Genomic DNA, 25,560 nt, shown 5'->3' on the forward strand with positions numbered 1-25,560 from the left:
CACATAGTAAATCAGAATACCATTAGTAAAAAAATTACGCCGAATTCTTTACGATTTAGCAAAGAATTCGGCGTGTTTTGCAGTTGCCTGTAAGTACGAAAAATCTATTTATTTTCTTTGTCCCATACCATCTGTTCGTAATCAAGCGGCTTAAAGCCATAGCGTTCATACAAGCGGCGGGCTCCGTTGTTGCAGTGGCAGACCTCAAGACGAATACGTGATACGTCCTTGTATTCATCCATCATCCAGTCCATAAATCGGCTACCGATTTGCTTGCCGCGAAAATCGGGAACAATATACAACTCTTCCAGCCATACCACCATTCCGCCGCTTTCGTTGCTCCAAGTAAAGCTGAACAACGCAAAGCCGGCAGTTTTGCCGTTTTCCTCAATAATAAATGCTTTTGCATAAGGTGAACCTTTCACGCATTCATCAAAAGTACGGTTTATGTGATTGAGGTTTGCGGCGTGTAAGGTAGCTTCGCCGGAGTAAAACTTTTTTGCAAGTTGGATATAGAGTTCACGATCGGATGAAGTAATGCTTCTGACTGTCATTTTGTAATAGTCCTCCATTAATTTGCTGATACTTGTGTATTATTCGTGACGCAGTGCCTCGATTGGATTGAGTTTTGCGGCTTTTTTTGCAGGGTAAATACCAAAGAAAATACCAACCGAGCATGAGAAGCCAAGAGCGAGTGCAACATGCCACATGGTAATATCAGGTCTGATGGTGTCTTTTGCGATTGAGCTTACTATGCTGGAAACACCATGTGCACCTAAGATACCTAAAGTCAAACCAATGGCACCGCCGATTAGGGAAAGGATAGCTGATTCGGTGAGAAACTGGAACATAATAGAACCTGTTTTAGCACCCAGCGATTTACGAATACCGATTTCTCGCGTTCGTTCGGTTACTGCAACCAGCATAATGTTCATAACACCGATACCGCCAACCAAAAGTGAAATTGCGGCGACGGCACCGATAAAGCCTGTGATGATATTCAGCATATTGTTAACCATATCAATCTGCCCCATCAAACTCTCTGCCTTATAAACATCCCTGCCGCGGTTGCTGTGGCGAGATTCCAAAACATTTTTTACCGAATTACCCATAGATTCAGCAAAAGCCGGGTCATCCGCCATAACATACATAGAATACAGCTTTTCATCAATACCGCCGATATTCATCATAGTGGTAATCGGCATATAAAAGAAATAAGGCATGCCTTCCATATAAAAGCCCCCAGACTGGCTTTTTGCCACGCCGAGGATTTTTGGTCTAGCACGTTCACCAAAAATATTTATATCAAGCGTCATACCTGCCACATTGGTGTTGCCGAATAACTTCATAGCAGCCATTTCATCAATTACCACTACATTGCGCGCCGAGAGGTAATCTTCTTCACTGAAAAATCTTCCGGATATCATCTCGGTACGAGCAAGATAAATCATGTCGTCGCTGCCGCCGTAGATGACCGCATCGTTGGTCTTGGTTTTAAAACTGACGGAACCATAGGTGTTCCAATCAGGGGATATATACTTGACATGATCCACTTTTTGCTTGATTGCTTCAATATCCTCAAAGTTGATGTAATCCGATTCGGTTGCATTTTTATCTTGAACGGAAATGGTAACGGTGGATGAACCCATCTGCTCCATTGAGCCCATCAGATAGGCTTTGGCACCGCCGCCTACACCCAAGATTATAATTACAGAACTGATGCCGATGATGATGCCCAGCATGGTTAAAAACGAACGCATTTTGTTGCTGCGTATACTGAACATTGCCATCTTGATATTATCAATTATATTCATTGTTCACCACTCCCTTACGCAGCCGAAGCTGTTGATTCGGTAGCAGGAGCAGATTCTGCATCTTTAGGCGTTTCTACTTTTACAACGGGGAGAGTTTCGATTGTTGTGGGCGGGCTGAGAACAACCTTTTCGCCTTCTTTGAGACCATCAAAAATCTCAATATAGGTATCTGATGCATTACCGGTCTTAACATAGGTCTTTTCGTAGGTAAATACATCGGCTTTTTCGGTTGGAATCAGCTTATAGCAGAAGTCACCCTCTCGGTCGGTTAAAACTGCTTCTACAGGCAACGCAAGTGCATTGTCATTTGAGAAAGTTTCAATTTCTGCATCAAATTCCAAACCAATAATTAAGTTTGAATCGGGATTGCCGATGGTAATTTCTGCAGGAACCTGTGCAGCGGTTGTGTTGCCGCTGGAATTAACACCTTTTACAGCAACAGCACCGATTTTCGTAACTTTACCTTGGTAATTCAATTCACCGAGTGATAAAGTTGCGGGCTGCTCAAGCTTAATGGTGCCAACATCGTATTTGCCGATATTAAATGTAGCGATGAGATTTTCGGTAGTTTGGATGACGCATGCGGTAGAGGTGTTTGTAGCGACGCCGCCCGCCACAAGGTTCATCTCGGTAACAATACCGTCAAAGTCAGCGACAATGCCCTTATCTTTTTGATATTTCTGCAAAGACGCAATGCTTATCTTCGCGCTTTCCATTGCATTTTCTGCTGTGGTGAGTGCGTTTTTTGCTTTGGAAAGGTCAGTTTCCGAGGTTTCTTGGTTTTCTAATCCTTCGCGTTCAATCTCTGCCTGTGTCAGCTTTTGCTGATAGCGTGTGTAAGCTTCATATCCAGGTTCACCCGGGGCAGGATAACCGCCGTTATCGTCTCTGATTTTACGAATACGGGTGTTATAATTACGTATTTCTTCCGAAAGTTCATCAATATCTTTTTGCCGTTCTTCGTCTTTGTTATTAATTTCATCAAAATTGGTTTTTACATTTTCATAATTGATTTTTGCATCCTCTAGCGAAATTTGATTTAAACGAATTTGATTGTTCAAGTCTGTCAAATCAAATGTGGCAATCAAATCTCCCGCTTTCACCGTGTCACCAACTTTAAAGTTGACTTTTACCGCCTTACTTTGCGGTGGTGCAAAATAAGCTTTGCTGTCGGGCGAACTGATGGTTGCCGTAGTACTTAGATAGGAATTGATTTTCTGGTAAGATACTTCTCCCGCTTTCACAGAAGGTATGTAGTTGGACGCTGCATAAATGCTGTATCCAATATATCCTGCAATCAAAAGCAAGATAACGGACCAAATAATAGCCTTTTTTCTCTTCTTTTTGTTTTTCGGTTTTTTTACTTTTTTTGGTTTTGATACTTCAGCCGCTGAAACTGGTATAGTGGTGGTTTCTGAAGTTGCTTGTGCATTGGTTGTTTGCTCCATAAAATTATACACCGCTTTCTTAAATTGCCCTAAACAAGGTAATTATACCCAACAGCAATTTTTTTGTCAAAAGAGGACATGTAAAATTATAATGAACAAACTAAGTATAAACACCAAGATTTTAAAAAAGTTTACAAATTCTGTGGCTAAATGTAGCGAATATCGCCGATGGGTTCGTTGCACTCTCTGTTTCAATATGGTAAGATATTTTTTAGATTAGTGGAAAAAGAATAGTATAACTTTTCTTTTCACTCGTGCAATAATTTCCTGATAAAAACATACTATTGTTTTGGAAAAGCCTGTTGAGCATAATTAACAGCACAAATGATGCTCAAATTGCAGGATTGAGTGCAAATCATAAGATTGAAGAGGGATTACCATTGAAAAAAGCGATGATTACGGTAAACAATCTTCGTAAGGTGTATAAGTTGGGCAGTGAAAAAGTCATCGCGCTGGATAATATCAACATCACGATTGGAGAAGGTGAAATCTGCTGTATCCTGGGTACTTCAGGTTCGGGTAAATCCACTCTGCTGAATATGCTAGCTGGGTTGGAAAAACCTACCCGCGGCCAGGTGTTGATTGGAAAGCACGACATTGCCAGGATGGATGAGACAGCTCTTGCGAAGTTTCGGCAAAAATATGTGGGGTTTGTATTTCAGTCATACAACCTGCTATCTGCGCTTACCGCACTAGAAAACGTGAGTATGCCGCTGATGTTCCGCGGTGTGAGTAAGGGTAAACGCAATAAAGCTGCAAAACACATGCTAAAAAATGTTGGGTTGGGCAATCGGTACGAGCACAAGCCTTCACAGATGTCGGGCGGTCAGCAGCAGCGTGTTGGTATAGCGCGTGCATTTGTCAGTAAGCCACGAATTGTATTTGCGGACGAGCCTACAGGAAACCTTGACACAAAGACAACGATTGAGGTTATGGAGCTGATGGTGCAGATGTCGCGCGAAAACAACCAGACATTGATTATTGTTACGCATGACCCTGAAATAGCTGAATATGCCGATAGAATTTTAACGCTGATTGACGGTAAAGTTGTGTCGGATGTATACAATGATTCCATAGCATTTAAAGGTGTTCACGCTGCCCGTGCAGCTGCAGCCGAGGAGGCAACAGCTGAGGAACTCGCAGCTAAAAATGCAGCACAGGCGGCAGCACAGGAGGAAAAGGAGTAAAACCATGAAAACATCAACAAGAATTATTTGTATCTTTCTTGCAGCTCTTATGCTGCTTACCACATTTGGCATGCTGTTTTCGCAGCTTGCTTTTGCAGCAAACACAGACAGTAAAAGTGATACCAGCAGCAGTAAAAGCAGCAGTGACAGCAGCAGTAGCAGTTCATCCAGCAAGGATGATGACGACGGTTTCACATCTTCTGGTTCTCTAAGATTAGTTAACACCCCCAAATTTTTTAAAGTCGATAGCCATGGTGATGTTGTTGACAAAGATGGAGACCCCGCTAGAAGCGTTAAAAAAGGTTATGTATATAAAGTTGAAATGACAATCATTGATCCGAATGTTGTTTATGATAATATAGATGGGTCAATAGGTGATTACAATATATATGTTGTAAGCACTGGAGGAAACTTTAGTACAATCAACACTGATGATTTTGATTCTGATGCTAAAATATTAGCTCAAGGTAACAAAGGTGGTTCTCCTGAACTTACAATTGAGTTTTATGTTAAGTCAAACGGCAAAGGAAGAAATATGAATTTAGAAATAGGCTACACTTATAATAAAGTTCCTGTAGACGGTGCTACTAAAGGTGGTTCGTCACAGTCGCAAGGGACTATTAACGTTCGTGTGGGTGAGGCTGTACTTGATGATGATGCAAATGATACAGACGAAGACAGCTACCTGCTTGCTACTCCAAACATCATTGTAACTTCGTACAATTACGGCGGGCGCGATGTAATGGCAGGCAACGATTTCCCGCTTACGATCAACTTTGCAAACACCAGCAAAGATTTTAGTCTCGAAAACATCATTATGGATGTGACAACAAGCACCGATCTTTCTATATCAAACGGTTCCAACTCCGCGTATATTGAAAATTTGAGCAAAGGCGAATCTCAAACAAAAACGCTGCAGATAACCGCAAGCTCATCGATTGAGCCTAAACCACAGCAGGTAACTGTGAAATTCTCTTATGAATACATACTGGATAAAACCAGAAAAACAGGTGAAAGAACCGAAGTTTTGGCAATTCCCATTGTACAGCTCGATCGCTTTAGCGTTGGCGAATTGAGCGTACCCGATCAAATTTGGCCGGGTGATAACGCTTATATCAGCATTGACTATGTCAACAAAGGCAAATCAGAAATTCCCAACCTTTCGGCTCGGCTTGAAAGTGACGCTCCGGGAATCAGCGACAGTCAGGTTGTCGGTAACGTTAAACCCGGCGATTCCGGTACCATTGATTTTACCGTTACAGTAAATGAACCGGGAGATATCAGCGGTAAAATCATTGTTACTTACGAGGATGCCAAGGGGAATGAAAAATCAGTTGAACGCCCATTTTCTACTACCGTAATGGATATGGGTGGTATGATGCCGGGGGAAGAACCTACAGATGTACCGCAGCCTATGCCTGAAGATAAGCCCAATACGGCAACCATTGTAATGGCAGTTGTCGGCGGATTGATGATAGCAGGCCTTACAGGAACGGTAATTGTAAAAAAAGTAAAATTGAAGAGGGAAGACGAACAAGATGAAGACATTTGATTTAATTTCAATGTGCTTCCGCAACCTCTTTCGTCGTAAAATGCGTACGGTTCTCACGGTTTTGGGCGTAGTAATTGGCACATGTGCCATTATCGTAACAGTTTCTTTGGGGCTTGGTATGACCAAAATTCAAGAAGAAGCTTTGGCGCAAATGGGAGATTTGACTAAAATTGAGATTTACAACCGTGGCGGAGGAGGTAAGGAATCCCCTGTTTTAGATGATAAAACAATCAAACAGATTGCTCAGCTTGAGGGTGTAGAAATTGTTACCCCTTTGGCACGGGCCGATTGGGATGCAATGGAATTTTGGATAGGCGATAAATTTCGTTTTAGCTCACAAGTGATTGGTATCTACCCCGAGGCAATGGAAAAACTGGGTTACGAGATGAAAGAAGGCGGCTACCTTACCGAGGGCAACGGCAAAAAGATACCGATTGTTTTGGGCGAAAAGGCTGCTTATCAGTTTTACAATACAAAAAAAAGAGATGGCTGGGTTTATCCGTATCCCGATGCTAACGGCAAAATCCCTGATCCGTTGGTTAATGTTATGAAAGATGAAATCACTCTTCGTTTGGGCAGAAGTGATGAAGAAAAAATAAAACTGGTTGAGTATGAAGTTCAGCCCCAAGGCGTGCTGATTGCCGACTATAGCAAGGGTTGGGAAACAGAAGATTCTGTTTTTATGCCAATCGATGAAATGAAGCGTTTGGTTTCGGAATATAAAAAGTTAAATAAAATCAAAGAAAACCCCAATAGTGATAAAGGCTACCAAAATGTTGTGGTAAAAACCAGCGACATTAAATACGTTGAGAGCGTTGAAAGCTATATCTCAGAAACCCTTGGTTTTAATACCAACAGTATGGAGAGCATACGAAAACCAATGCAACAGCAAATTAAGCAGCAAAGCATGGTACTTGGCGGGCTTGGTTTGATTTCACTGGTTGTTGCAGCAATCGGTATTACCAATACAATGGTAATGTCTATCTACGAGCGTACCCGCGAAATTGGTATTATGAAGGTACTGGGCTGTGAGGTGCCCAATATTCGCACTATGTTCCTTACCGAAGCAGGAATCATTGGTTTAATGGGCGGTATTGCAGGCACCATTTTCAGCTTTGGTATCAGCTGGGTTATCAATAATTGGGAGACAATTAAGATGGCTTTGGGTATGGTAGGCGATCAAGGCGGTGAAATGGGCGGCTTCGGCGGTATGATGGGTGGCATGGGCGGTATGATAGGCGGTATGGCAGGCGGCTCAAAAGTATCGCTTATTCCCCCGTGGCTTGTACTGGTTGCGGTAGTGTTTGGTATATTTATCGGTTTGGTTTCTGGTTTTACACCTGCGAACAGAGCGGTTAAAATCAGTGCGTTAGAAGCGATTAAGCACGACTAAAAAATAAAGGACACCAAAAAGGTGTCCTTTATTTTTTAATTGAAATGCACTATAATAATCATAAAGCTCGTGGTACAAAACACGAGGATTTTAAGACAAAAAAATGAAAGGATGAATCGTATGAAACTGATTTCATGGAATGTGAACGGTTTGCGCGCCTGTATGAACAAGGGGTTTGCAGATTTTTTTAATGAGATAGATGCGGATATGTTTTGCGTACAAGAAACCAAAATGCAGCAAGATCAAGCGGATTTTATTTTTGACGGATACACTCAATATTGGAACAGTGCCGTGAAAAAGGGCTATTCGGGTACAGCTGTTTTTACGCGCATCACTCCGCTTTCGGTGGAATATGGCATCGGCATTGAGGAACATGCGCAAGAAGGGCGGGTAATTACGCTGGAGTTTGAACGTTTTTATCTTGTCAATGTGTATACACCCAACGCACAAAGAGGGCTCACTCGCTTGGACTATCGTATGCAATGGGAAGATGACTTCCGAGCTTATGTTTGCAAATTGGACAAGGTAAAACCGGTGGTTATCTGCGGTGATATGAACGTAGCACACCAAGAAATCGATATCAAAAATGCAAAATCGAACCGCGGAAATGCAGGTTTTTCAGATGAAGAACGCGAAAAGATGACCGACCTGCTGGATGCGGGCTTTGTGGATTCGTTCCGCTGCCTCAACCCCGATTTGAAAGACGCATATACGTGGTGGTCGTACATGTTTAACGCCCGTGCCAACAATACCGGGTGGCGTATTGATTATTTTTTGGTTTCGCAGCAGCTGAAGGACGAAATAAAAGATGCGAAAATTCATGCACAGGTGATGGGCAGCGACCATTGCCCTGTGGAGCTGGATATTTTTTAAAAAGGAAAATTGATATGAATTATGAGATTAAACCGGGGCTTTACCGCCACTTTAAAGGCAACCAATACCGTGTACTCTACACCGCCCGCCACTCCGAAACCTTAGAGGAATATGTGGTTTATCAAGCACTTTATGGCGAGGGCGGCATTTGGGTGCGCCCTGCAAGCATGTGGAACGAAACCGTAGAACGCGACGGAAAAACTTATAAGCGCTTTACTAAAATTGAGGAATAACTAATTATTTAGAAAAAACTGAATAAAAATATAAATTACAGAGATTATAAACGAAAAAATTATAAAGAACAGCCAGATGCGAATAAGAATTTTTGTTATAGTTTTTCGTACGTCAAATGAACGATAACTTGTGTTGCTCCAAGAACTGGTGGGTTTGCTTATTTCTTCTTTAGTAGTCAAATAAGCGGCAACAATCTCTGTCGCGGTGTTTATGTCTTTTTCATCTACATAAATATCAGCAGTCGAACTAGGCTGTCCAAAATACAATTTTAGGTGAGAACCGTAGGGTTGATTTTTCGTAAAATATGCAATTTCATTTTGGCGTAGTAAATCTGTAATCTGTCTTATTTTAACCTCATTATTAGATGATAGAAAGAAAACAGGTTGACTGCACTCGGAAAAATAATTGAAATTCTCGTCTTGCTTCTGTGGTTCCTGTGGAAGTTCATCAACCAACTCCGCACCGCAATCGGAACATTTGAAAAAGCCATCGCGATATTCTGTTTTACAGTTTGGGCACCAAGGCAATGCAATTCCTCCTTATTACAGTCACACATTTATAATTGTTTTTAGAATAGCAGTTTAATTATATCATTGCAAATACATGAAGTGGAAAGATTATATCAAAAAAAGAGATGCAGATGTTTAAAAAACTCTGCATCTCTTTTTTCAAGTAATTATTTTTACTATCTGCTCTGTAATAAATACCGCAGCAGTAGAGCCCAATGCAACGGTAATCAGGCTTTTATTCCAATAGGCAAGTGCCAGTGCAGCAAACAAGCCAACCACTGCCGAAACCAATGCGGAAGTGGAATAGAGGATATCAGGAAATGTCATAGCCGCAAGCACAGCATAAGGCACATACTGCAAAAAAGACTGTATAAAGCGGTTTTGGATTTTGCGCTTCATAAAAGTAAGCGGAAGCATACGTGGTATATACGTTACAAGTGCCATAACTGCAATTGCGGTGAAAATACGGGTATAGTTCATTTTTCACATGCCTCCTCATCCATATCCACCGGGTAACGCTTGGCTGCATAGGCAGATGCAGCCACCGCACAGATAATGATTTTCCATCCTCCCGATAGTGCGCTGAACACAAGTACCCATTTGAGAATACAGCTTAAAACAACCGCAATGCCTATTACTATAGCAATGGGCTTAACTTTACGTGCCGGGGGGACAATGATTGCAATAAACATACCGTAAATGGCAATGCCCAAAGCACTGCGCACCGCCAAGGGCAGCAAACTGGTAGCGGTAGCCCCAAGTAGAGTGCCCAATGCCCACCCCCAGTAAGGTGTAAACCCTAACCCTGCAAGATATGTAGCTGTAACCATCCCTTTTTCTTGCATAGCAACTGCAAAAATTTCATCGGTAACAACAAACGAAAGTGTACTGCGTTGCAGCGAAGTCATTTTGGGGTCGGCTTTTTGAGATAATGAAAGCGACATCAACATGTAGCGAATATTGATGACGAAGGTGGTGATGGCAATTTCAAAATATCCGCCTCCCGCTAAAATCAATGCTGTTCCGGCAAATTGCCCTGCCGAAGTAAGGTTGGTCATCGAAATAAGCAGTGCAATCCAAAACGGTAAGCCGTTTTCTGTACACATCATTCCAAAGGTAAACGACACCGAAAGATACCCCAAACAAATCGGAACGCCATCTTTTATTCCTTTTAAAAATGCATTTTTTTTGTCCACTGATTTAACTCCCAAATGTTTTTGATAACCGTGAAAAAGACGACCTTTAAATGAAGATCGTCTTTTTTATTAAGCCGCCGCAGCTGCTGCCTATGTATTACAAAAAGATAATGGAACCATGATTCGACAGATTATCATAACTTATAGTTTAGCAAATGTTGAACCGAGTTTCAAGCACATGTTTTATCAAATTACTATGATGCTTTGATTGAATTGATAAAACTAGTGAGTGATTAGTATTTTTCCATCATTTTTGTTTCATGCATCAGTTCATCTTCGCCTATTGCAATTTCTTCTGAAGATGGCGTGAACGAGCCGGATAGCTGATTATTAAACTTATAATTACCTACCATTTTCATCAGCAACTGCGCTTGGCCGTCAAGCTCCTCGCTTGCTGCGGCAGTTTCTTCTGCGGTTGCAGAGTTTGTCTGTACTACATTCGAAATCAGGTCAACCCCTGCATTAATTTGATAGATACCTTCTTTTTGCCTTTGAGCAGCATCGTAAATTTCGCGTACAATTTCGTTAATTTTATTGGTGCTTTCAACAACACTTTTCAATGCCTGTTCGGTATCTTTTGAAATTTTACTGCCCTTTGTTACTGCAGACGAAGCTTTTTCAATCAAATCGGCAGTTCTTTTTGCAGCTTCTGCGCTTTTTGTTGCAAGGTTTCGAACTTCCTCTGCAACAACGGCAAATCCTTTGCCGGCTGCACCTGCTCTGGCAGCTTCAACCGCTGCGTTCAGAGCCAGAATATTGGTTTGAAATGCAATATCATCAATTGTTTTTATGATTTTTGCTATTTCACCAGAGGTTTTGCTAATTTCATCCATTGCCGTGAGCATGTCTATCATATATTCGCTGCTCACCGATACCTGATTACCGGTTTCGTCCACCATGACGCTTGCCTGGCTGGCATTTGCGGTATTATCATTTATTTGCTGTGCAATTTCAGAAATAGTTGCCGCCAGCTCTTCTGTTGAACTTGCCTGTTCTGTAGCACCTTGTGCCAAAGTCTGCGAAGCAGAGGATACATGGCCGGAACCCACAACAATGCCGTCAGCCGTTGATTTGATTTGCTCCAGTATCATTTTAATTTCTGTAAACAGATTTTTAATAACCTCTGCGATTGTTTTATAGATTCCGTTATGTCTTTGCGAATCGATGCTTATCGTCAAATCTTTATTAGTGATAGCTTTTGCAAGCACAGAAGTATCGTCTGCAATTTGTTGCACAGAGTTGACTGCGCCTTCCATAGAGCGCGCCAAAGAGCCAATTTCGTCTTTGCTGTGAATGGATGCCAGCTCTTGATGAACCGCCTCATCAATCTTGCCCGTTTCAATCGCCTTTGCAGCATTTACTACTTTTTCAAGCGGGGTTTTTACGCGCCTTTTTAAAACACGGGTAACAAAGAATATACTGATAAAAATAGCGATTAACGCAGTTGAAACGAGTAATGTCAATTGAAATAGAAAAGTCTGCTCTGATTGTGTTAAATCATTACCCGAATATAAAATTCCGGTAACCTTGCTGCCGTCCTCAGATAGGATTGGGCTGTAAACAGCTATATAGTTTTTACCAAATAATTCAACAGTGCCTTTATAATCTTTCTTTTGATTAATAACAATATCGGCAATTTTGCTGTCTAATTTTGTTTCCACTGCTCTTTGGCCGTTATCGATCAGTGTGGTGTTTATTCTCACATCACCTTGAAAAATGGTAAATTCATCGCCCATCATCGCTTTCAAATTATCTACGAATTCAGGGTTATCAAGCTGATATCCTACAGAGATACAACCGATTATTTTTCCTAATTTATCGCATATTGGCACCCCTGCTTTTACTGCGTATTTTATTACGGTACCGCTTTCAATCTCGGATGCGTCTTTCCCCGAAAGTGCATTCTTAATGTTTTGTTGCGATGAAACGTCATCCCCTTTTTTATTCGGATCATGTGACCGCCCCAAAACAACCCCTTTACCGTCGGTTACTGTAATTGCGTCCAGTTTTAGGGCTTCTGCTTTCTTACCGATTTCTGCAATGATTTTAGCAGAATCCCTCATAGTTACGGCACCGACGATATCAGAATCGAGAGCGATTGCTTTCGCTGAAGTAATCAGATTTTCTTTTTTAAATTCAATTTCCGATTGAAGAACTTTGATGTTGGAAAGCGATTCGTTCACAGCAATTTGGTGAATTGTATTATTGGATAAAAAAAGTGCGATGAGAGAAGTAATAGTAACTGTGATTGCAACAGTGTATGCATTTAACCTCATAATAAGAGTACTTAAACTTTTTGATTTTTCTTGTTTTTTGTTTTTTTTCATTGTATTAAAATTCCCTTTCTTGAGTTAATTTGCAATTATTGCGGTTTTGTATAATGGTAAGGATGCTATTTTTAAATTGATGATTACGGTAGTAAGCTGCTTAGGGAACTTTGATTTTTGCCAACCCTACCATTGGTGCATATCCACACACTGAAAATCTGTTTAGATAATTAGAGTATTTTGGCTCGTGAAATATAATCAGGTTATATCCACCAACTTCTTTCAAATATAGTCAAATCTTGTAAGCTATTTTATCATATATTAGCTAAAATTGTAAACATTTTTTAATAATAATATATTTTTTGATTAATGATTAACGAATAAATGCACATAAAAAAGCCGTACCGTTAAGCCTTAATAAAATGACTTAATGATACGACTTTATTTGGAGCTGATAGTCGGATTCGAACCGACGACCGCAAGCTGTTGCTGCAGTCATCATTTACTTTCTTTTTTATACACTACAATTTTTACAGCACAATGATTATTTAACTGCCTGTATGCTGTCAGATTTATCATCATTTAAGGAAGAAGTAGCTAACGAGATAAGAAATTGCATTTTTTCATCCGTAATATCTTCATAAAATGTTAGGTATTCAGACGGCACCGAAAATGACTTTATTGCTTCAGGTGATATTTCTACCTTAATCATATTTGTATCTTTAAATATTGTAACTGTAATGTTCTTTTCTAATTCTCCATCTTTATGAAGTGCCGCAGGTGATTTATAAGCCGCAATACAATAGAGCGATTCGCTATCCTCAAGTTTTTCTTTTATTTCGTTCTTTTCACCGCTTAAGCCTGTAATTTCACTGCTCCATTGGTTAAACTTAAACAGTATATCGCTGTCTTCAATGGTATTGATTAATGAATTATCTTCTGATGAATAGACTTCTATACGGCAAAGCCGTTGCAATTCCTGAGAGGTATATTCTTTATCATTTTTGGTTGTATCAATGGAACAAGCGCCTAAAACAGTAATTAGTAACAATGACATGATAAATATTATTTTTTTGCTCATTTAGGATTTCTCCTCTCAATCAGCAATTTACATACTGTCACCAACAAGATACAGAACAAAGCAATGATGGGTACAACTGGGCTCCAAACATTTGTAATGATTCCGATTACAACTGCTATTGCTGTAACAGGCAGAGCCACATAGACCCATGTAAACCGCCCTTTGCTGTTTTTTCTAGACATATATTGCGCATTTTGCACAATCATATTTTCTGCACGGAGTGCAAGAGCTGCGAGAATAAAAAGAGCGACCCAAGCAGTGTTTAACACCCATGACAATCCATTTGCTACATTAGCGTCAAAATAATTTTCAACAATTGTGGTAAGTTCTGGGCTTAAAATTAAAATAAAAACTCCAATGATTATCATGACAGCATATCGCTTTCGATTTTTTTCATGCTCCACTCTGAACTCTTTGATTGTTGTGTCATCAAACAGAAGTGTTTTTTCCTCTATCTCTTGGTAATGCTTAGGCTGGAAAACATGCCATACTAATATGGCTATCCCCAATGCCGTAGCTACCCAATAGAATACCATTGCAGCTTGCCTGTAATCGGAAACGCAGCCGAAGATGTTGGAAAGGATTATGAGGCCAACACCCACTGTAATTCTTTTTGATCCCTGCCGTTTGTAAGATAGAAACCCGTCAATCATCTCACGGCTGACATAATATCCTTTGCTATATTGGTTATCTTCTGTTTGTTCATCTTTTAAAAGATAATCTAAGGTTACACCAAATATGGTACTAATCTGCAATAATTTTTCTGTTTCCGGTGTACCTCTGTCGCTCTCCCACTTACTCACAGCTTGGCGCGAGACATCTAAACACTGTGCAAATTCCTCTTGTGAATATCCTTGCTCTTTTCGAAGATTTTTTAATTTTTCACCAAATGTCATATAGAATCATCCTCTTTTCTGCCTTAATTATAAATAGCAAGGCAGTCATATGCAACCAAGTTAGCGTTTCGTTTTGTCAACTCAGCGTTGCATAGCAAAAAAATGTAGTCTTTTTTACTGTCTTTTTAAATTTTTTTAAGTAAAACCATAAAAATAGTGCAAATATAAAAAAGCAGAACTTTAAGAAATTTCTTAAAGTTCTGCTTTTACATGGAGCTAATAGTCGGATTCGAACCGACGACCTGCTCATTACGAATGAGCTGCTCTACCAACTGAGCCATATTAGCACGCAACATATATTATACATATAAGCAAAGGTGCAGTCAAGATAATTTAGCAGACGAAAACAAATTAACGAAAAATTACATTTGGTAGATTTTACATTTTTGTGTTTTCAACACATTCCACCGTTCTTTCAACAGAAAAAACGTGATAAAAAAGGCGTTTCCACAGGAATCAACAGATATGAGTGGAAAAAACGGTTGAAAATGTTGATTACTATGCGTATAATTGTTGAAATGTTGATAACACGTTGAAAGTGCACCCGATGAAAAGACAAACATCTTTATTGAGCAGATAAATTAATAAAAATTCAATAGTAAAAGATACGAAGTTGTAGTATAATAAATAATTGGTTAATGCAAAATGCAAGCCGATTTGCATTATGGAACTCATTAAAGGGGAAGAAGCATGCGAAGAAAACGTCAAGTATTTGTAAATCGAGATAAAAAAAAGCCATCTGCAGCAACACCGGCTTTGGTAATTATAGCAATATCATTGTTAGTTGCTTTAAGCGGTGCATATGTATGGCAGATGCTCAGCGGTGACCAAGCAAAGTTGGAAGCAAAAAAATCAACGCAGTCCTCATCATCTACAGCCTCGTCGCAGGCAAGTAGCCAAGAAGACCAATCTGCTTCAAGTCCCCAAACCTCCGCCGATGATACGCAATCTTCAAGCGGTCAGTCTGAATCTGCAAGCAGCGAGCAGGCATCAAAGCACGAGCAAGATGTAGAACTGGATCTTTCGGTTGCTGTACCGGAAAGTGAGCGCGTAAGCAGTTCTTATTTTGATGATGCAATGTTCGTAGGCGATTCTATTACCAACGGCATTTTGTCCTACCAAATTATGCAAAATACAACCGTTATTTCTCATACCGGCATCAACCCCGATACGATACGAACCAAAAAGGTTTTTCGCAGCAGTTCCGGTGAATTGGTTACCATTTTGGATGCAATGAAAAGCAATATAGATAAAAAGAAAATTTATATTATGCTGGGTTCAAATGGCTTTGCTTGGATAGGAGAGGATCAATTTATAGAGTATTACGAAGATTTTCTGCGTTCTGTAATAGCACAGCACCCAGATGCAATTATTTATATTCAGTCAATACTGCCTGTTACCAAAGCAAAGTCTGATTCGGACGCTGCTTATGCAAACAGCAAGATAGATCGATACAATGCGGATATTATCGCACTTGCAAAAAAACTAGGCGTACATTATTTGAATGTAGCCGAGGCATTTAAAGATGAAAATGGAGCGCTCCCAAATGAGGCAAGCCCCAACGACGGAATGCACTTTTCATCAAAATACTATCAGATTTGGTTTGACTACTTGAAAACTCATACGATACAAAACTAAAACAACCGGTGCTTTAATGCTGCGGACATAAGGAGATATTTGTTTATGAAAAAAACACTTACCACCGCTATAGCGGTTTTATTGGCAATAGGGGCTGTGCTTTCCGGCTGCGGTAAGCACGCGGCTGCACAAGTGGATGTATCTGCTGTAGCCCAGGCATTTCGCGATGGGCTGACATTTCAAGATGAAATGAACGAAATTGCTGAAACGCGTTTGGGCGACTATTACCCTACTATAGATGTAAGTACGCTGAATGGTTTCAAAATGTATAAGGGTGCATCTGGTGCAACAGCTGAGGAAATTGCCGTGTTTCAGGCTAAAGATTCAGAAAGTGTAAAAGATATCGAAAAAGCAATTGAAACCCGCCTTGAAGATTTAAAGCTCCAATTCGAGGATTATGTTCCTGCTGAGGTAAAAAAGATTACCGAAGCTGTTACAGAGACAAGTGGTAGTGTTGTAGTTTTGGTTGTGGCAGATGACGCTGCGGCTGCACAGAAGATAGTAGACGAACAACTGGGTTGATGTTATAATTGATATGTTAGTAGTATAGGATAATGGAGGCGGAACACAGTGGTAGTGGAATGTTGGGTAATTATTGTACTTATTCTGCTGATGGCATCTATTATTTTTCGCACAGGTAGGATAGGCCAAGCGGTTGCTGTACTTCCGCTTACAACGGTACCGTTCTTCCACCTGATTGGCGGCCCGCTTTCGCGCATTTTAGACAGTTGGTTCCCCACGTTGTCGGGTAATCTGTTCCATGTTTCTATCGATGTAGCGGGGCTTGTAATTGCCTGTGTACTTTACGGGCTGCTTGCAGGCAATATGGGTTCGCGCCGCGGCAGACGCATGTATATGATCCTTTGCGGTGTTTTCAGTGCGCTGCTCACTATTGTGTTGGTTAATAGTATTCTTCCCTTATAAATAATACCTCGCAACAATCGGGGGCGGACAACGGTGTCCGCTCTTTTTTATTGTAACCCGTTGACAATCATAAATGCTTACAGTAAGATTTATCTGATTCTATGGTTATTGGTTGAGAGTAAATTATTGGAGGTTTCTATGTATTCTTTGATGCTTGTGGACGATGAATGCGATGTGCGCAAAGCGATTCTTGAGACAATCAACTGGAATGAACTTGGATTTGAAGTGGTGGGCGAAGCAGAAAATGGCCGTGAGGCACTGGATGTTGCGCAGCGCCTAAACCCCGACGTCATTATTACCGATATTAAAATGCCTTTTATGGATGGTATTGAGTTTGTAAAAGAACTTCGTGAAGAAAATCCAATCACAAAAATCATATTTTTAACGGGATTTAACGATTTTGAGTACGCAAAGTCAGCAATAAAATATAATGTAATGGAATACCTGCTTAAACCCATTTCAGCAGATAATCTCGGTAAAACGCTGACTTCTGTACGGCAGAAGTTGGACAGCGAGCGCGATACGTTGCGCAATATTGAACAGATGAAAAAGAATTACGAAACCGACCGGCAGATTATGCGTATGGGCTTTTTGCACGCTTTGGTGGCAGGGGGCGTATCGAAAAAATACATCGAATCCGTAATCCCCAAACTGGGGCTTAAACTTGACGGCGAATGCAATTTGGTTTTTGTAACAAAACCAAGCAGACATTCACTGGAGAGCAATATTCTCGGCGTAGATGATACCGATTTGCTTATGGCCTCTATATCCAAATTGGTTACGCAAACCGCAGACCGTTATGTGCGTAACGAGAGCTTTTGGCATTTGGAGCATTTCGTCACAATCCTTTCGGATACACGCAAAAACATCGAAGAGAATAGTAATATTCTCATGCTGGAAATTCAGCAGAATATCGAGCATTTTTATGGGGTTACCTCAACGACAGGTGTCAGCGAAAAGTTTGATGATATCAGCAAAACCAAGCTGGCATACGAAAGTGCCATTTCTGCTTTGGAATACCGCCTGATACTTGACAACAACAAAATTATTCATATCAGTGACATTGAGCCTGATGGCAAGGTACGCTTTTTATTTGATGAGAACAGCGAAGCTAATTTGAAATCCATTCTAAAAACCGGCACAAAAGAGCAAGTAACGCAGTTTGTGAATAAAATGTTCGAAAATATGCGTCTTAGAAAGGCAACCCTTTCCGACTATCAAATTTATATTATTGAAATGTTCTCTGTGGTGGTTAAAACGGCAAAAAGCCTGATTCCGGATTTTGACCTTAATGTAGGCAATAACCTTAATTTTATTACCGAGATATTTAATCATGAGAGTATCGATGATGTGAAAAAGTGGTTTGAGCGTTTATGCCACCGCATTATAGAGTACATTAACCTGCAGCGTCAAGACAGTACCGATATTTTGGCGGACATGGGCTACGAGTACATTAAAAAAAACTATCATCAGTCCGACCTCTCCCTCAAAATGATCAGTGATCAACTGCATATCAGTTCCAGTTATTTCAGCTCGATTTTCAAAAAATTTACGGGTGATTCTTTTACCAATATATTAATCAAAATCCGCATGGAGAAGGCGAAAGAGCTGGTTTTAACCACAAACAAAAAGATTTTTGAAATTGCCCAAGAGACGGGATATACCGACCAGCACTATTTCAGCTACTGCTTTAAACGATACTTTCAGGTATCTCCCAACGAAATGCGAAGAGGAAGCGGTAACGATTCATCGGATGCTGTAAGTGAATCATGATACAACCCAATAATCGTAAGCAGGCAATGCACACAGAATGATACGTACAGATTGTATACAAAGAAAGGATGGATATTTTGAAACCGTCATTTAAAAAGATTAAAATGCTGTTTTCCAACAGTCTTTCCAGTGTGCAGTTTGTTTTGAGCTTTTGGATTAGCTTGTTTGCGCTTTCTGCTATGATCACGGTTGCTATTGTGATGTTTCTTAAATTTAACAATACCCTTACAGCAAACGTTATTACCAACTCGGTGCAGGTGGTTGATCAGGTGATGATGACGCTCAACTCCTATATCAACAATACCATGGATGTATCGGATCGCATTGTCACCGATATGAATACGTATTTTATTTCGGACAAGCAGGCAGTGGTTGATACCTTAAATACCGCTTATAAGCTGCGTGATGATATTGTTTCGATGACTGTGTTTGATGAAAAAGGCAATGTGGTTGCTGCTGCACCGCTTGGGCTTGAGGTAAAAAACAATGTGAATATCACCGAGCAGGATTGGTATCGCTCATCGATGCAATCTTATACTCCTTATACCTTTTCGCCGCCCCATGTGCAAAACATCTACAAAGGCAAATACAATTGGGTGGTTACGCTCAGCCGAAAGCTTGACCTTTACAACAGCAGCATTTCGGGTAATGCCGTTTTTACTATCGATATGAATTTTAATTCTATTGAAGAAAATTGCAGCAGGGTCACCATTGGGTCGCGTGGATATGTATTTATTCTCGATGAAAACGACAATATTATCTATCATCCGCAGCAGCAGATGATTTATTCGAGTATTAAGAATGAAGATATCGGTTTTATCAGCGGCAAACCCGACGGAGAGTATGTACAGGCAGAGAACAACAGCGTAGTGGTAATTCGCTCGCTAGACCAAACGAATTGGAAGTTGATTGGCATCAGCTTTTTGAAAGATGCAGAAGCAACACGTGTAGAAGTAATCAGCTTCCTTGGCAGGCTGTTTATGATTGCAATTATCCTTGTTACAATGATTGCAGTTGTCATGTCACGGCGTATTTCAAAGCCGTTGGTGCGCCTTACCGAAACGATGGATAAAGTGGAGAAAGGGGACCTCACCATTCACTCTTATGAGGATGGTTTTTATGAGGTCAGTCGCCTGCGCCACAGCTTTAACCACATGATTGACCGTATCAATGAGCTGCTGGAACGCATTAAATCGGAGGAACAGGAACTGCGCAAAAGCGAGCTCAAGGCTCTGCAAGCGCAGATTAATCCGCACTTTTTGTACAATACATTGGGTTCTATTCTTTGGATGTGCGAGCGCAATGATGGAAAAGGCGCTGTTGTTATGGTGCAAGCACTTGCCAATTTGTTTCGCATCAGCATCAGCAAGGGCAATGAGATTATCACTATTAAAGAAGAATTGCAGCATGCCGAAAGCTATTTGATTATCCAAAAGGTACGATATAAAGAACAGTTTGAATATTCCATTGACGTGGACGAAAATATAAAAAACTGTAAATCTCTTAAAATTATCCTGCAGCCTATGATTGAGAACGCCATTTACCATGGCATTGACCGTATGGTAGATAAAGGGAAGATTACCATTCGCATTAAAGATTGCGGAGATACGATACTGATGCAAGTAGTTGACAACGGCTTGGGTATGCCGGAATCGGTACTCAATCACATACTCGAATCCGAATCATCCAACAGTTACGGAATCGGCGTTAAAAATGTGCATCATCGCATTCAAATCTACTTTGGCAAAGAGTATGGTTTATCTTTTCAAAGCGAGCTGGACGAAGGCACAACGGTAAATATCCGTATTCCAAAAATAGAGGGGGACGCAAATGAACGGAAAAGTAATGAAGATAACGATTAGAGTTATTTTAGCAGTGATGATTCTCTCTTTCCTGATTTTTACCCTTTCCACTTTTACGCAAAGTGATAAATCTAAAATGAATATTATGTTTATTGCAAAATCAAGCCAGTCAAATTTTTGGAAGACTGCATTTCAAGGGGCACGCGCTGCCGGGAATGAATATAACGTCAATGTTGTTATTCAAGCACCTGAAACCGAAGAAGATTACGGCAAACAAAATGAGATGCTGCAGTGGGCAATTGATAACAGTGTGGATGCAGTGGTATTTTCTGCTTGCGATTTTGACAAATCGGTAAAAGCGGCAGAGCGTGTTATTGACGCGGGTATTCCCGTAATCAGCATCGACAGCCCCATTAATTCAAGCAAAGAGCTCATGATGATTGGTACAGACAACATTTTAGCGGGTGTGCAAGCAGGTGAAAAGCTCGCTGAACTGACCGATTATAAAGGCAAAGTGGGTATCATTAACTTTGAAGAGGGCAGTGCAAACGGTATGCAGCGCGAGCGGGGATGCCTTGATGCAATTCTCAAATATCCGAATATGGAAGTGGTGGATATCCGCTACACCCTTTCGAATATAGAAAACCCAAAGCTAAACACAATTGATATGCTCAAAGAAAACCCTGAAATCAACGCCATTGCTACTTTTAATGAGTGGACGACCTTAGGTGTGGGCGAAGCACTGAAAGAAATGGATATAGATAAAGATAAAATTGCGGTGATTGGTTTTGACAATAATTTAAAATCGATTGAACAGTTGGAGCGCGGTATTTTTGACGGTTTGATTGTACAAAATCCGTTTGCTATGGGGTATATCGGTATCCAGCAGGCGATTGAATACAAAAAAAACAAGCAGCATGAAGATTTTATTGATACGGGTACGAAAGTAATCACTGCCGAAAACATGTACAATATCGAAAACCAAAAGCTTCTGTTTCCGTTCAGCAATGTCAAATAAAATACAGATAATGCATTAATTCAATATTTCTATATAAAAAACAAAAAGTTAAAAAACAGTAACAAAATAGTGGCTTTTTGATTATTTTGTAAATAGAATCGTATGATTTCTAACACTTTGAGAATGAAATTCACTTCTTTTCGACTCATCAAGCTGTTATAATAGGCACGTAGGTTAAAACTACACTGCTTCGGGAAGAGTCAAAATCCCGTTTCAGAGTTTAAACCTGTATGGGACTACAAAAGACAGAATAAAATCGTAAAGGAGAGTTTTTTCAATGAAAAAGTTAACAAAAGTATTGGCAATGATTCTTGCATTGACAATGATGTTGTCTCTCGCTGCTTGCGGTGGCGGTGCTTCAACTCCCGCTGCTCCTGCTGAAACATCTTCCGATGCTCCTGCAGACAATGCTTCTGAGGCTGCTCCGGCTGCAAAAGAAGTAAACGTGGGTGTAGCAATTTACAAATTTGATGATAACTTTATGACCTTGTATCGTACAGAACTTGAGAGATACTTTAAAGAGGATTTGAGCAAAGACGGTGTAAAATACAATGTTACAATTGTTGATGGTAAAGGTGACCAAGCTGAGCAAACCAACCAGATTGATACCTTTATTGCTAACAAAGTAGATGTTATCATCTGCAACCTGGTTCAGTCTTCTTCTGCTTCAACCGTAGTTGAAAAAGCAAAAACAGCCGATATCCCTGTTGTTTTCATCAACCGCGAGCCTACCGCTGAAGACCTCGGCGCTTGGGACAAAGTTGCTTACGTTGGTGCAGATGCTCGTCAGTCCGGTACATTCCAGGGCGAGATCATTGCTGAAACACCAAACAAAGGCGATATGAACGGCGATGGCGTTGTTTCTTATGTTATGATTATGGGCGACCCTGAGAACGTTGATGCTCAGTACAGAACTGAGTTCTCTGTGAAAGCACTTAAAGATGCTGGCATTAAAACTGAAGAGCTGTTCAAACAGCGCGGCGACTGGGATCAGGCAAAAGGTCAAGAGCTTGCTAACACTGCTCTGACACAGTTTGGCAATAAAGTTGACGTTATCTTCTGTAACAACGATGCTATGGCTCTGGGTGCAGTACAAGCTATCGCTGCAAACGGCCGTACTGTTGGCAAAGACATTTACCTCGTTGGCGTAGATGCTTTGGAAGAAGCTCAAAACCTTGTAAAAGAGGGCGGCATGACTGGTACTGTTCTGAACGACCATATTGGTCAGTCTCACACTGCTGCTGATGTTGCTGTTAAAGCAATTGCAGGCGAGAAACTCGAGAAGAACTACACTGTAGACTATGTTAAAGTTACAAAATAATAGCGTAGCTGCTTGAAATTGGTATTTAGAAGATTGCGTGTGCGTTATTAGCGCACACGCAATTTTTTAAGATGAAAGATGAGGGGGCCGGTTTATGTCGGAGTATCGTTTGGAAATGCGCAATATCGTCAAAACCTTCCCTGGTGTAAAGGCTTTGGATGGAGCGAATTTGCAACTAAAGCCAGGTACAGTGCATGCTTTGATGGGTGAGAACGGTGCGGGGAAATCCACCCTGATGAAATGTATGTTCGGTATTTATAAAATGGATAGTGGAGAGCTGTATTATGAGGGAGAAAAAATCACTATTACCGACCCCATGAATGCTCTGAACCGCGGAATTGCCATGGTACATCAGGAACTCCAGCCAATTCCCGAAAGAAGTGTGGCTGAAAATATTTTTGTTGGTCGTTATCCCATAAAAAGGATTCTCGGAATCCCTGTAATTGACCACGACAAAATGTATAAAGATACAGAAAAATTGCTGAAAGAGGTTAAAATGAATTTTGACCCCAAAGCAAAATTGAGCACTCTTTCTGTTTCGCAGATGCAATCGGTTGAAATCGCAAAGGCAGTTTCAGCAGATTGTAGAGTGCTGATTTTGGATGAGCCAACCTCATCCCTTACAGCAAACGAAGTAGAAGCGCTGTTTGAGATTATAGAAAATCTCAAGGCTAAGGGAGTATCAATCGTTTATATTTCTCATAAAATGGATGAGATTCTTAGAATTTCTGATGAAGTTACCATCATGCGTGATGGACAGTACATAGGAACATGGGAATCGAAAAGTATTACAACAGACATGATAATTACCAAGATGGTGGGGCGTGAATTGACTAATCTTTACCCACCTCGTGAAAATATACCCGGTGAAGTAGTGTTTGAGGTAGAAAACTATACCTCTATTAACCCTAAATCATTCCGTAATGTCAGTTTTACATTGCGTAAAGGCGAAATTCTAGGTGTAGGCGGCCTGGTAGGTGCGCAGCGAACTGAGTTAATGGAAGGCTTGTTCGGCATTCGATGCCACGAACAAGGTACAATTCGTTACAAAGGGCAAACCGTTACGATTAATCGACCGCAAGATGCAATCAGAAAAGGCATCGCTTTACTTACAGAAGATCGCCGTGCAACCGGTATTATGGGTGTATTATCTGTAGCAGACAATGTTGCTATTGCATCTTTGGATAAATACCTTGATTATGGTATTGTGCTTAATAAGCACAAAATTGAAAAGCTTGTGCAAGAAAACGTAGCGAAATTATCGATTAAAACGCCCTCTAGTAAAACACTCATACAATCGCTTTCCGGCGGTAATCAACAAAAAGTGCTTATTAGCCGTTGGTTGGCAAACAACCCTGATGTACTAATTTTGGATGAACCCACTCGCGGCATTGATGTGGGTGCAAAATACGAAATTTACTGTATCATAGCGGAGCTTGCTAAACAGGGTAAGAGTATCATTATGATCTCCTCCGAAATGAGCGAACTTATTGGCATGTCCGACCGCATTATGGTGATGTGTGACGGAAAAGTTACTGGATTTATTGATGGCAATAATGCCAATCAGGAAAACGTAATGGCCTTGGCTACAAAGTTTTCATAAGGAGGATAAAAGGATATGGAAGCAATTGCTACTAAAAAAATTACCGCAAAAAGTATTAAATCTTTTATGCTAAACAATGCCATTATTATTTTAATGGTGCTCATAGCATTTTATGTAGGTTTTAGAAAAGACAATTTCTTTTCGGCAAATAACTTTGTAAACCTCATTATGAACGTTGCTCCTCGTTTTATTATTGCGTTGGGTGTTTCTGGATGCCTTATTACAAAAGGCACCGACCTTTCGGCAGGCCGTATTGCAGGTTTAGCTGCCTGCATTGCAGCTACATTGTTGCAAAAACCGGATTACTCGGATAAGTTTTTTCACAACTTACCTGATATGCCGGTATGGTTGGTGTTAATACTTGTTCTGATTGTTTCCGGTATATTTGGCGCCATAAACGGCTCGGTTATTTCGTTTCTTAAAGTACCGCCATTTATTGCAACACTCGGTATGCAAACTCTGGTATATGGTATTTGTCTGGTATATACGGGAGCCAAACCGATTGGCGGGTTTAAAAAGAGTTTTACCGATGTAGCAAATGGTAAATTATTTGATATTAAATTTTTACCTTACTTGCTGTTTGTAGCGCTTGGATGCGGCCTGTTTATGTGGTTTTTGTACAACAAAACCCGTCATGGTAAATATATGTATGCAATTGGCGGTAACGAAAATGCCGCAGAGGTTGCAGGTGTTAATACCAGTAAAACCAAAATTGCTATTTATACACTCGCTGCACTGCTTTACGGTCTTGGTGGCTTTTTGCTGGCTGCTAAATCGGGCGGTACCAGTGTTAACATGGGTATGGGCTACGAGTTGGAAGCAATTGCAGGTTGTACCATCGGTGGTGTTTCCACCAATGGTGGTGTTGGTAGAGTTTCAGGTATCCTTGTAGGTGTACTTGTATTCGAGATTCTTAAAATATCCATGCAGTTCTTGGGTGTACCAACCGACTATACCTACATTGTACAGGGTCTTGTTATTATCGTTGCGGTTGCCCTCGACTTGAGAAAATACCTCGCGAAAAAATAAGA

The 25,560-nt window shown here is 40.6% G+C and carries 23 protein-coding genes and 1 tRNA gene; 14 read left to right on the top strand and 10 right to left on the bottom strand.

Features of this window, described 5'->3' with window-relative positions; all coding sequences use genetic code 11:
- Positions 1–104: 104 nt before the first annotated feature.
- From EDD70_RS03290 to EDD70_RS03300, 3 genes are read right to left on the bottom strand one after another with little or no spacing between them, the layout of a single operon-like run.
- Positions 105–554: a GNAT family N-acetyltransferase gene (locus tag EDD70_RS03290; RefSeq protein WP_162840833.1), complete on the bottom strand. Its 450-nt coding sequence runs from the start codon at positions 552–554 to the stop codon at positions 105–107.
- Positions 555–593: 39 nt separating this feature from the next.
- Positions 594–1,814 carry an ABC transporter permease gene (locus EDD70_RS03295; protein ID WP_092753041.1) on the bottom strand — a complete coding sequence of 407 codons (1,221 nt, stop codon included), beginning with the start codon at positions 1,812–1,814 and terminating at the stop codon, positions 594–596.
- A 14-nt stretch (positions 1,815–1,828) separates the two neighbouring features.
- Positions 1,829–3,262: an efflux RND transporter periplasmic adaptor subunit gene (locus tag EDD70_RS03300; RefSeq protein ID WP_092753039.1), complete on the bottom strand. Its 1,434-nt coding sequence runs from the start codon at positions 3,260–3,262 to the stop codon at positions 1,829–1,831.
- A gap of 392 nt (positions 3,263–3,654) precedes the next feature.
- On the opposite strand from EDD70_RS03300, the gene EDD70_RS03305 reads away from it, so the two are divergent.
- From EDD70_RS03305 to EDD70_RS03325, 5 genes are all read left to right on the top strand, one after another.
- Entirely contained in the window at positions 3,655–4,449 is a 795-nt protein-coding gene (locus tag EDD70_RS03305; protein ID WP_162840888.1) for an ABC transporter ATP-binding protein, read from the top strand.
- Positions 4,450–4,453: 4 nt separating this feature from the next.
- Positions 4,454–6,001, top strand: coding sequence for a COG1361 S-layer family protein (locus tag EDD70_RS03310; RefSeq protein WP_092753037.1), 1,548 nt, complete (start codon positions 4,454–4,456; stop codon positions 5,999–6,001).
- On the top strand, positions 5,988–7,394 hold the full coding sequence (locus tag EDD70_RS03315) for an ABC transporter permease (protein ID WP_092753035.1): 1,407 nt from the start codon (positions 5,988–5,990) through the stop codon (positions 7,392–7,394). Before EDD70_RS03310 ends, EDD70_RS03315 begins: the two co-directional genes overlap by 14 nt.
- A gap of 120 nt (positions 7,395–7,514) precedes the next feature.
- A complete protein-coding gene (locus EDD70_RS03320; protein ID WP_092753033.1) occupies positions 7,515–8,267 on the top strand; it encodes an exodeoxyribonuclease III in 753 nt (250 codons plus the stop codon).
- A gap of 14 nt (positions 8,268–8,281) precedes the next feature.
- A complete protein-coding gene (locus tag EDD70_RS03325; protein WP_092753031.1) occupies positions 8,282–8,500 on the top strand; it encodes a DUF1653 domain-containing protein in 219 nt (72 codons plus the stop codon).
- On the opposite strand, the gene EDD70_RS03330 is transcribed toward EDD70_RS03325, so the two are convergent.
- The 7 genes from EDD70_RS03330 to EDD70_RS03360 all read right to left on the bottom strand — a co-directional run bounded on the left by EDD70_RS03330 (position 8,501) and on the right by EDD70_RS03360 (position 14,737).
- A complete protein-coding gene (locus EDD70_RS03330) occupies positions 8,501–9,028 on the bottom strand; it encodes a putative signal transducing protein (RefSeq protein WP_162840832.1) in 528 nt (175 codons plus the stop codon).
- Between the two features lie 141 nt (positions 9,029–9,169).
- The gene (locus EDD70_RS03335) at positions 9,170–9,490 is read right to left on the bottom strand and encodes an AzlD domain-containing protein (RefSeq protein ID WP_092753027.1); all 321 of its coding nucleotides are present in this window, start codon (positions 9,488–9,490) and stop codon (positions 9,170–9,172) included.
- On the bottom strand, positions 9,487–10,206 hold the full coding sequence (locus tag EDD70_RS03340; protein ID WP_092753025.1) for an AzlC family ABC transporter permease: 720 nt from the start codon (positions 10,204–10,206) through the stop codon (positions 9,487–9,489). Before EDD70_RS03340 ends, EDD70_RS03335 begins: the two co-directional genes overlap by 4 nt.
- Before the next feature lie 233 nt (positions 10,207–10,439).
- Entirely contained in the window at positions 10,440–12,533 is a 2,094-nt protein-coding gene (locus EDD70_RS03345; RefSeq protein ID WP_092753023.1) for a methyl-accepting chemotaxis protein, read from the bottom strand.
- A 484-nt stretch (positions 12,534–13,017) separates the two neighbouring features.
- Positions 13,018–13,554, bottom strand: a complete 537-nt coding sequence (locus EDD70_RS03350; RefSeq protein WP_092753021.1) for a hypothetical protein — start codon at positions 13,552–13,554, stop codon at positions 13,018–13,020.
- Complete coding sequence (locus tag EDD70_RS03355) at positions 13,551–14,450, bottom strand: helix-turn-helix domain-containing protein (RefSeq protein ID WP_092753019.1); 900 nt, start codon at positions 14,448–14,450, stop codon at positions 13,551–13,553. The genes EDD70_RS03350 and EDD70_RS03355 overlap by 4 nt, the downstream gene beginning before the upstream one ends.
- 211 nt (positions 14,451–14,661) lie before the next feature.
- Positions 14,662–14,737 (bottom strand) — tRNA-Thr (locus tag EDD70_RS03360).
- Positions 14,738–15,140: 403 nt separating this feature from the next.
- On the opposite strand from EDD70_RS03360, the gene EDD70_RS03365 reads away from it, so the two are divergent.
- The 9 genes from EDD70_RS03365 to EDD70_RS03405 all read left to right on the top strand — a co-directional run bounded on the left by EDD70_RS03365 (position 15,141) and on the right by EDD70_RS03405 (position 25,558).
- Positions 15,141–16,088, top strand: coding sequence for a GDSL-type esterase/lipase family protein (locus EDD70_RS03365; protein ID WP_092753017.1), 948 nt, complete (start codon positions 15,141–15,143; stop codon positions 16,086–16,088).
- A 45-nt stretch (positions 16,089–16,133) separates the two neighbouring features.
- Entirely contained in the window at positions 16,134–16,610 is a 477-nt protein-coding gene (locus EDD70_RS03370) for a DUF4358 domain-containing protein (RefSeq protein WP_092753016.1), read from the top strand.
- Positions 16,611–16,658: 48 nt separating this feature from the next.
- Entirely contained in the window at positions 16,659–17,012 is a 354-nt protein-coding gene (locus EDD70_RS03375) for a hypothetical protein (protein WP_092753014.1), read from the top strand.
- Positions 17,013–17,150: 138 nt separating this feature from the next.
- On the top strand, positions 17,151–18,785 hold the full coding sequence (locus EDD70_RS03380; RefSeq protein WP_092753012.1) for a response regulator transcription factor: 1,635 nt from the start codon (positions 17,151–17,153) through the stop codon (positions 18,783–18,785).
- A gap of 77 nt (positions 18,786–18,862) precedes the next feature.
- On the top strand, positions 18,863–20,647 hold the full coding sequence (locus EDD70_RS03385; RefSeq protein ID WP_162840831.1) for a sensor histidine kinase: 1,785 nt from the start codon (positions 18,863–18,865) through the stop codon (positions 20,645–20,647).
- Positions 20,616–21,605, top strand: coding sequence for a substrate-binding domain-containing protein (locus EDD70_RS03390; RefSeq protein ID WP_092753008.1), 990 nt, complete (start codon positions 20,616–20,618; stop codon positions 21,603–21,605). The genes EDD70_RS03385 and EDD70_RS03390 overlap by 32 nt, the downstream gene beginning before the upstream one ends.
- 277 nt (positions 21,606–21,882) lie before the next feature.
- On the top strand, positions 21,883–22,926 hold the full coding sequence (locus EDD70_RS03395; protein ID WP_092753006.1) for a galactose ABC transporter substrate-binding protein: 1,044 nt from the start codon (positions 21,883–21,885) through the stop codon (positions 22,924–22,926).
- Between the two features lie 94 nt (positions 22,927–23,020).
- Positions 23,021–24,529 (top strand): sugar ABC transporter ATP-binding protein, encoded by a 1,509-nt coding sequence (locus EDD70_RS03400; protein ID WP_092753004.1) that lies wholly within the window; start codon positions 23,021–23,023, stop codon positions 24,527–24,529.
- A gap of 15 nt (positions 24,530–24,544) precedes the next feature.
- On the top strand, positions 24,545–25,558 hold the full coding sequence (locus EDD70_RS03405; RefSeq protein ID WP_092753002.1) for a galactose/methyl galactoside ABC transporter permease MglC: 1,014 nt from the start codon (positions 24,545–24,547) through the stop codon (positions 25,556–25,558).
- Positions 25,559–25,560 lie beyond the last annotated feature (2 nt).

Origin of the sequence: Hydrogenoanaerobacterium saccharovorans, assembly GCF_003814745.1 — a bacterium.
Taxonomy (GTDB): Bacteria; Bacillota; Clostridia; order Oscillospirales; family Ruminococcaceae; genus Hydrogenoanaerobacterium; species Hydrogenoanaerobacterium saccharovorans.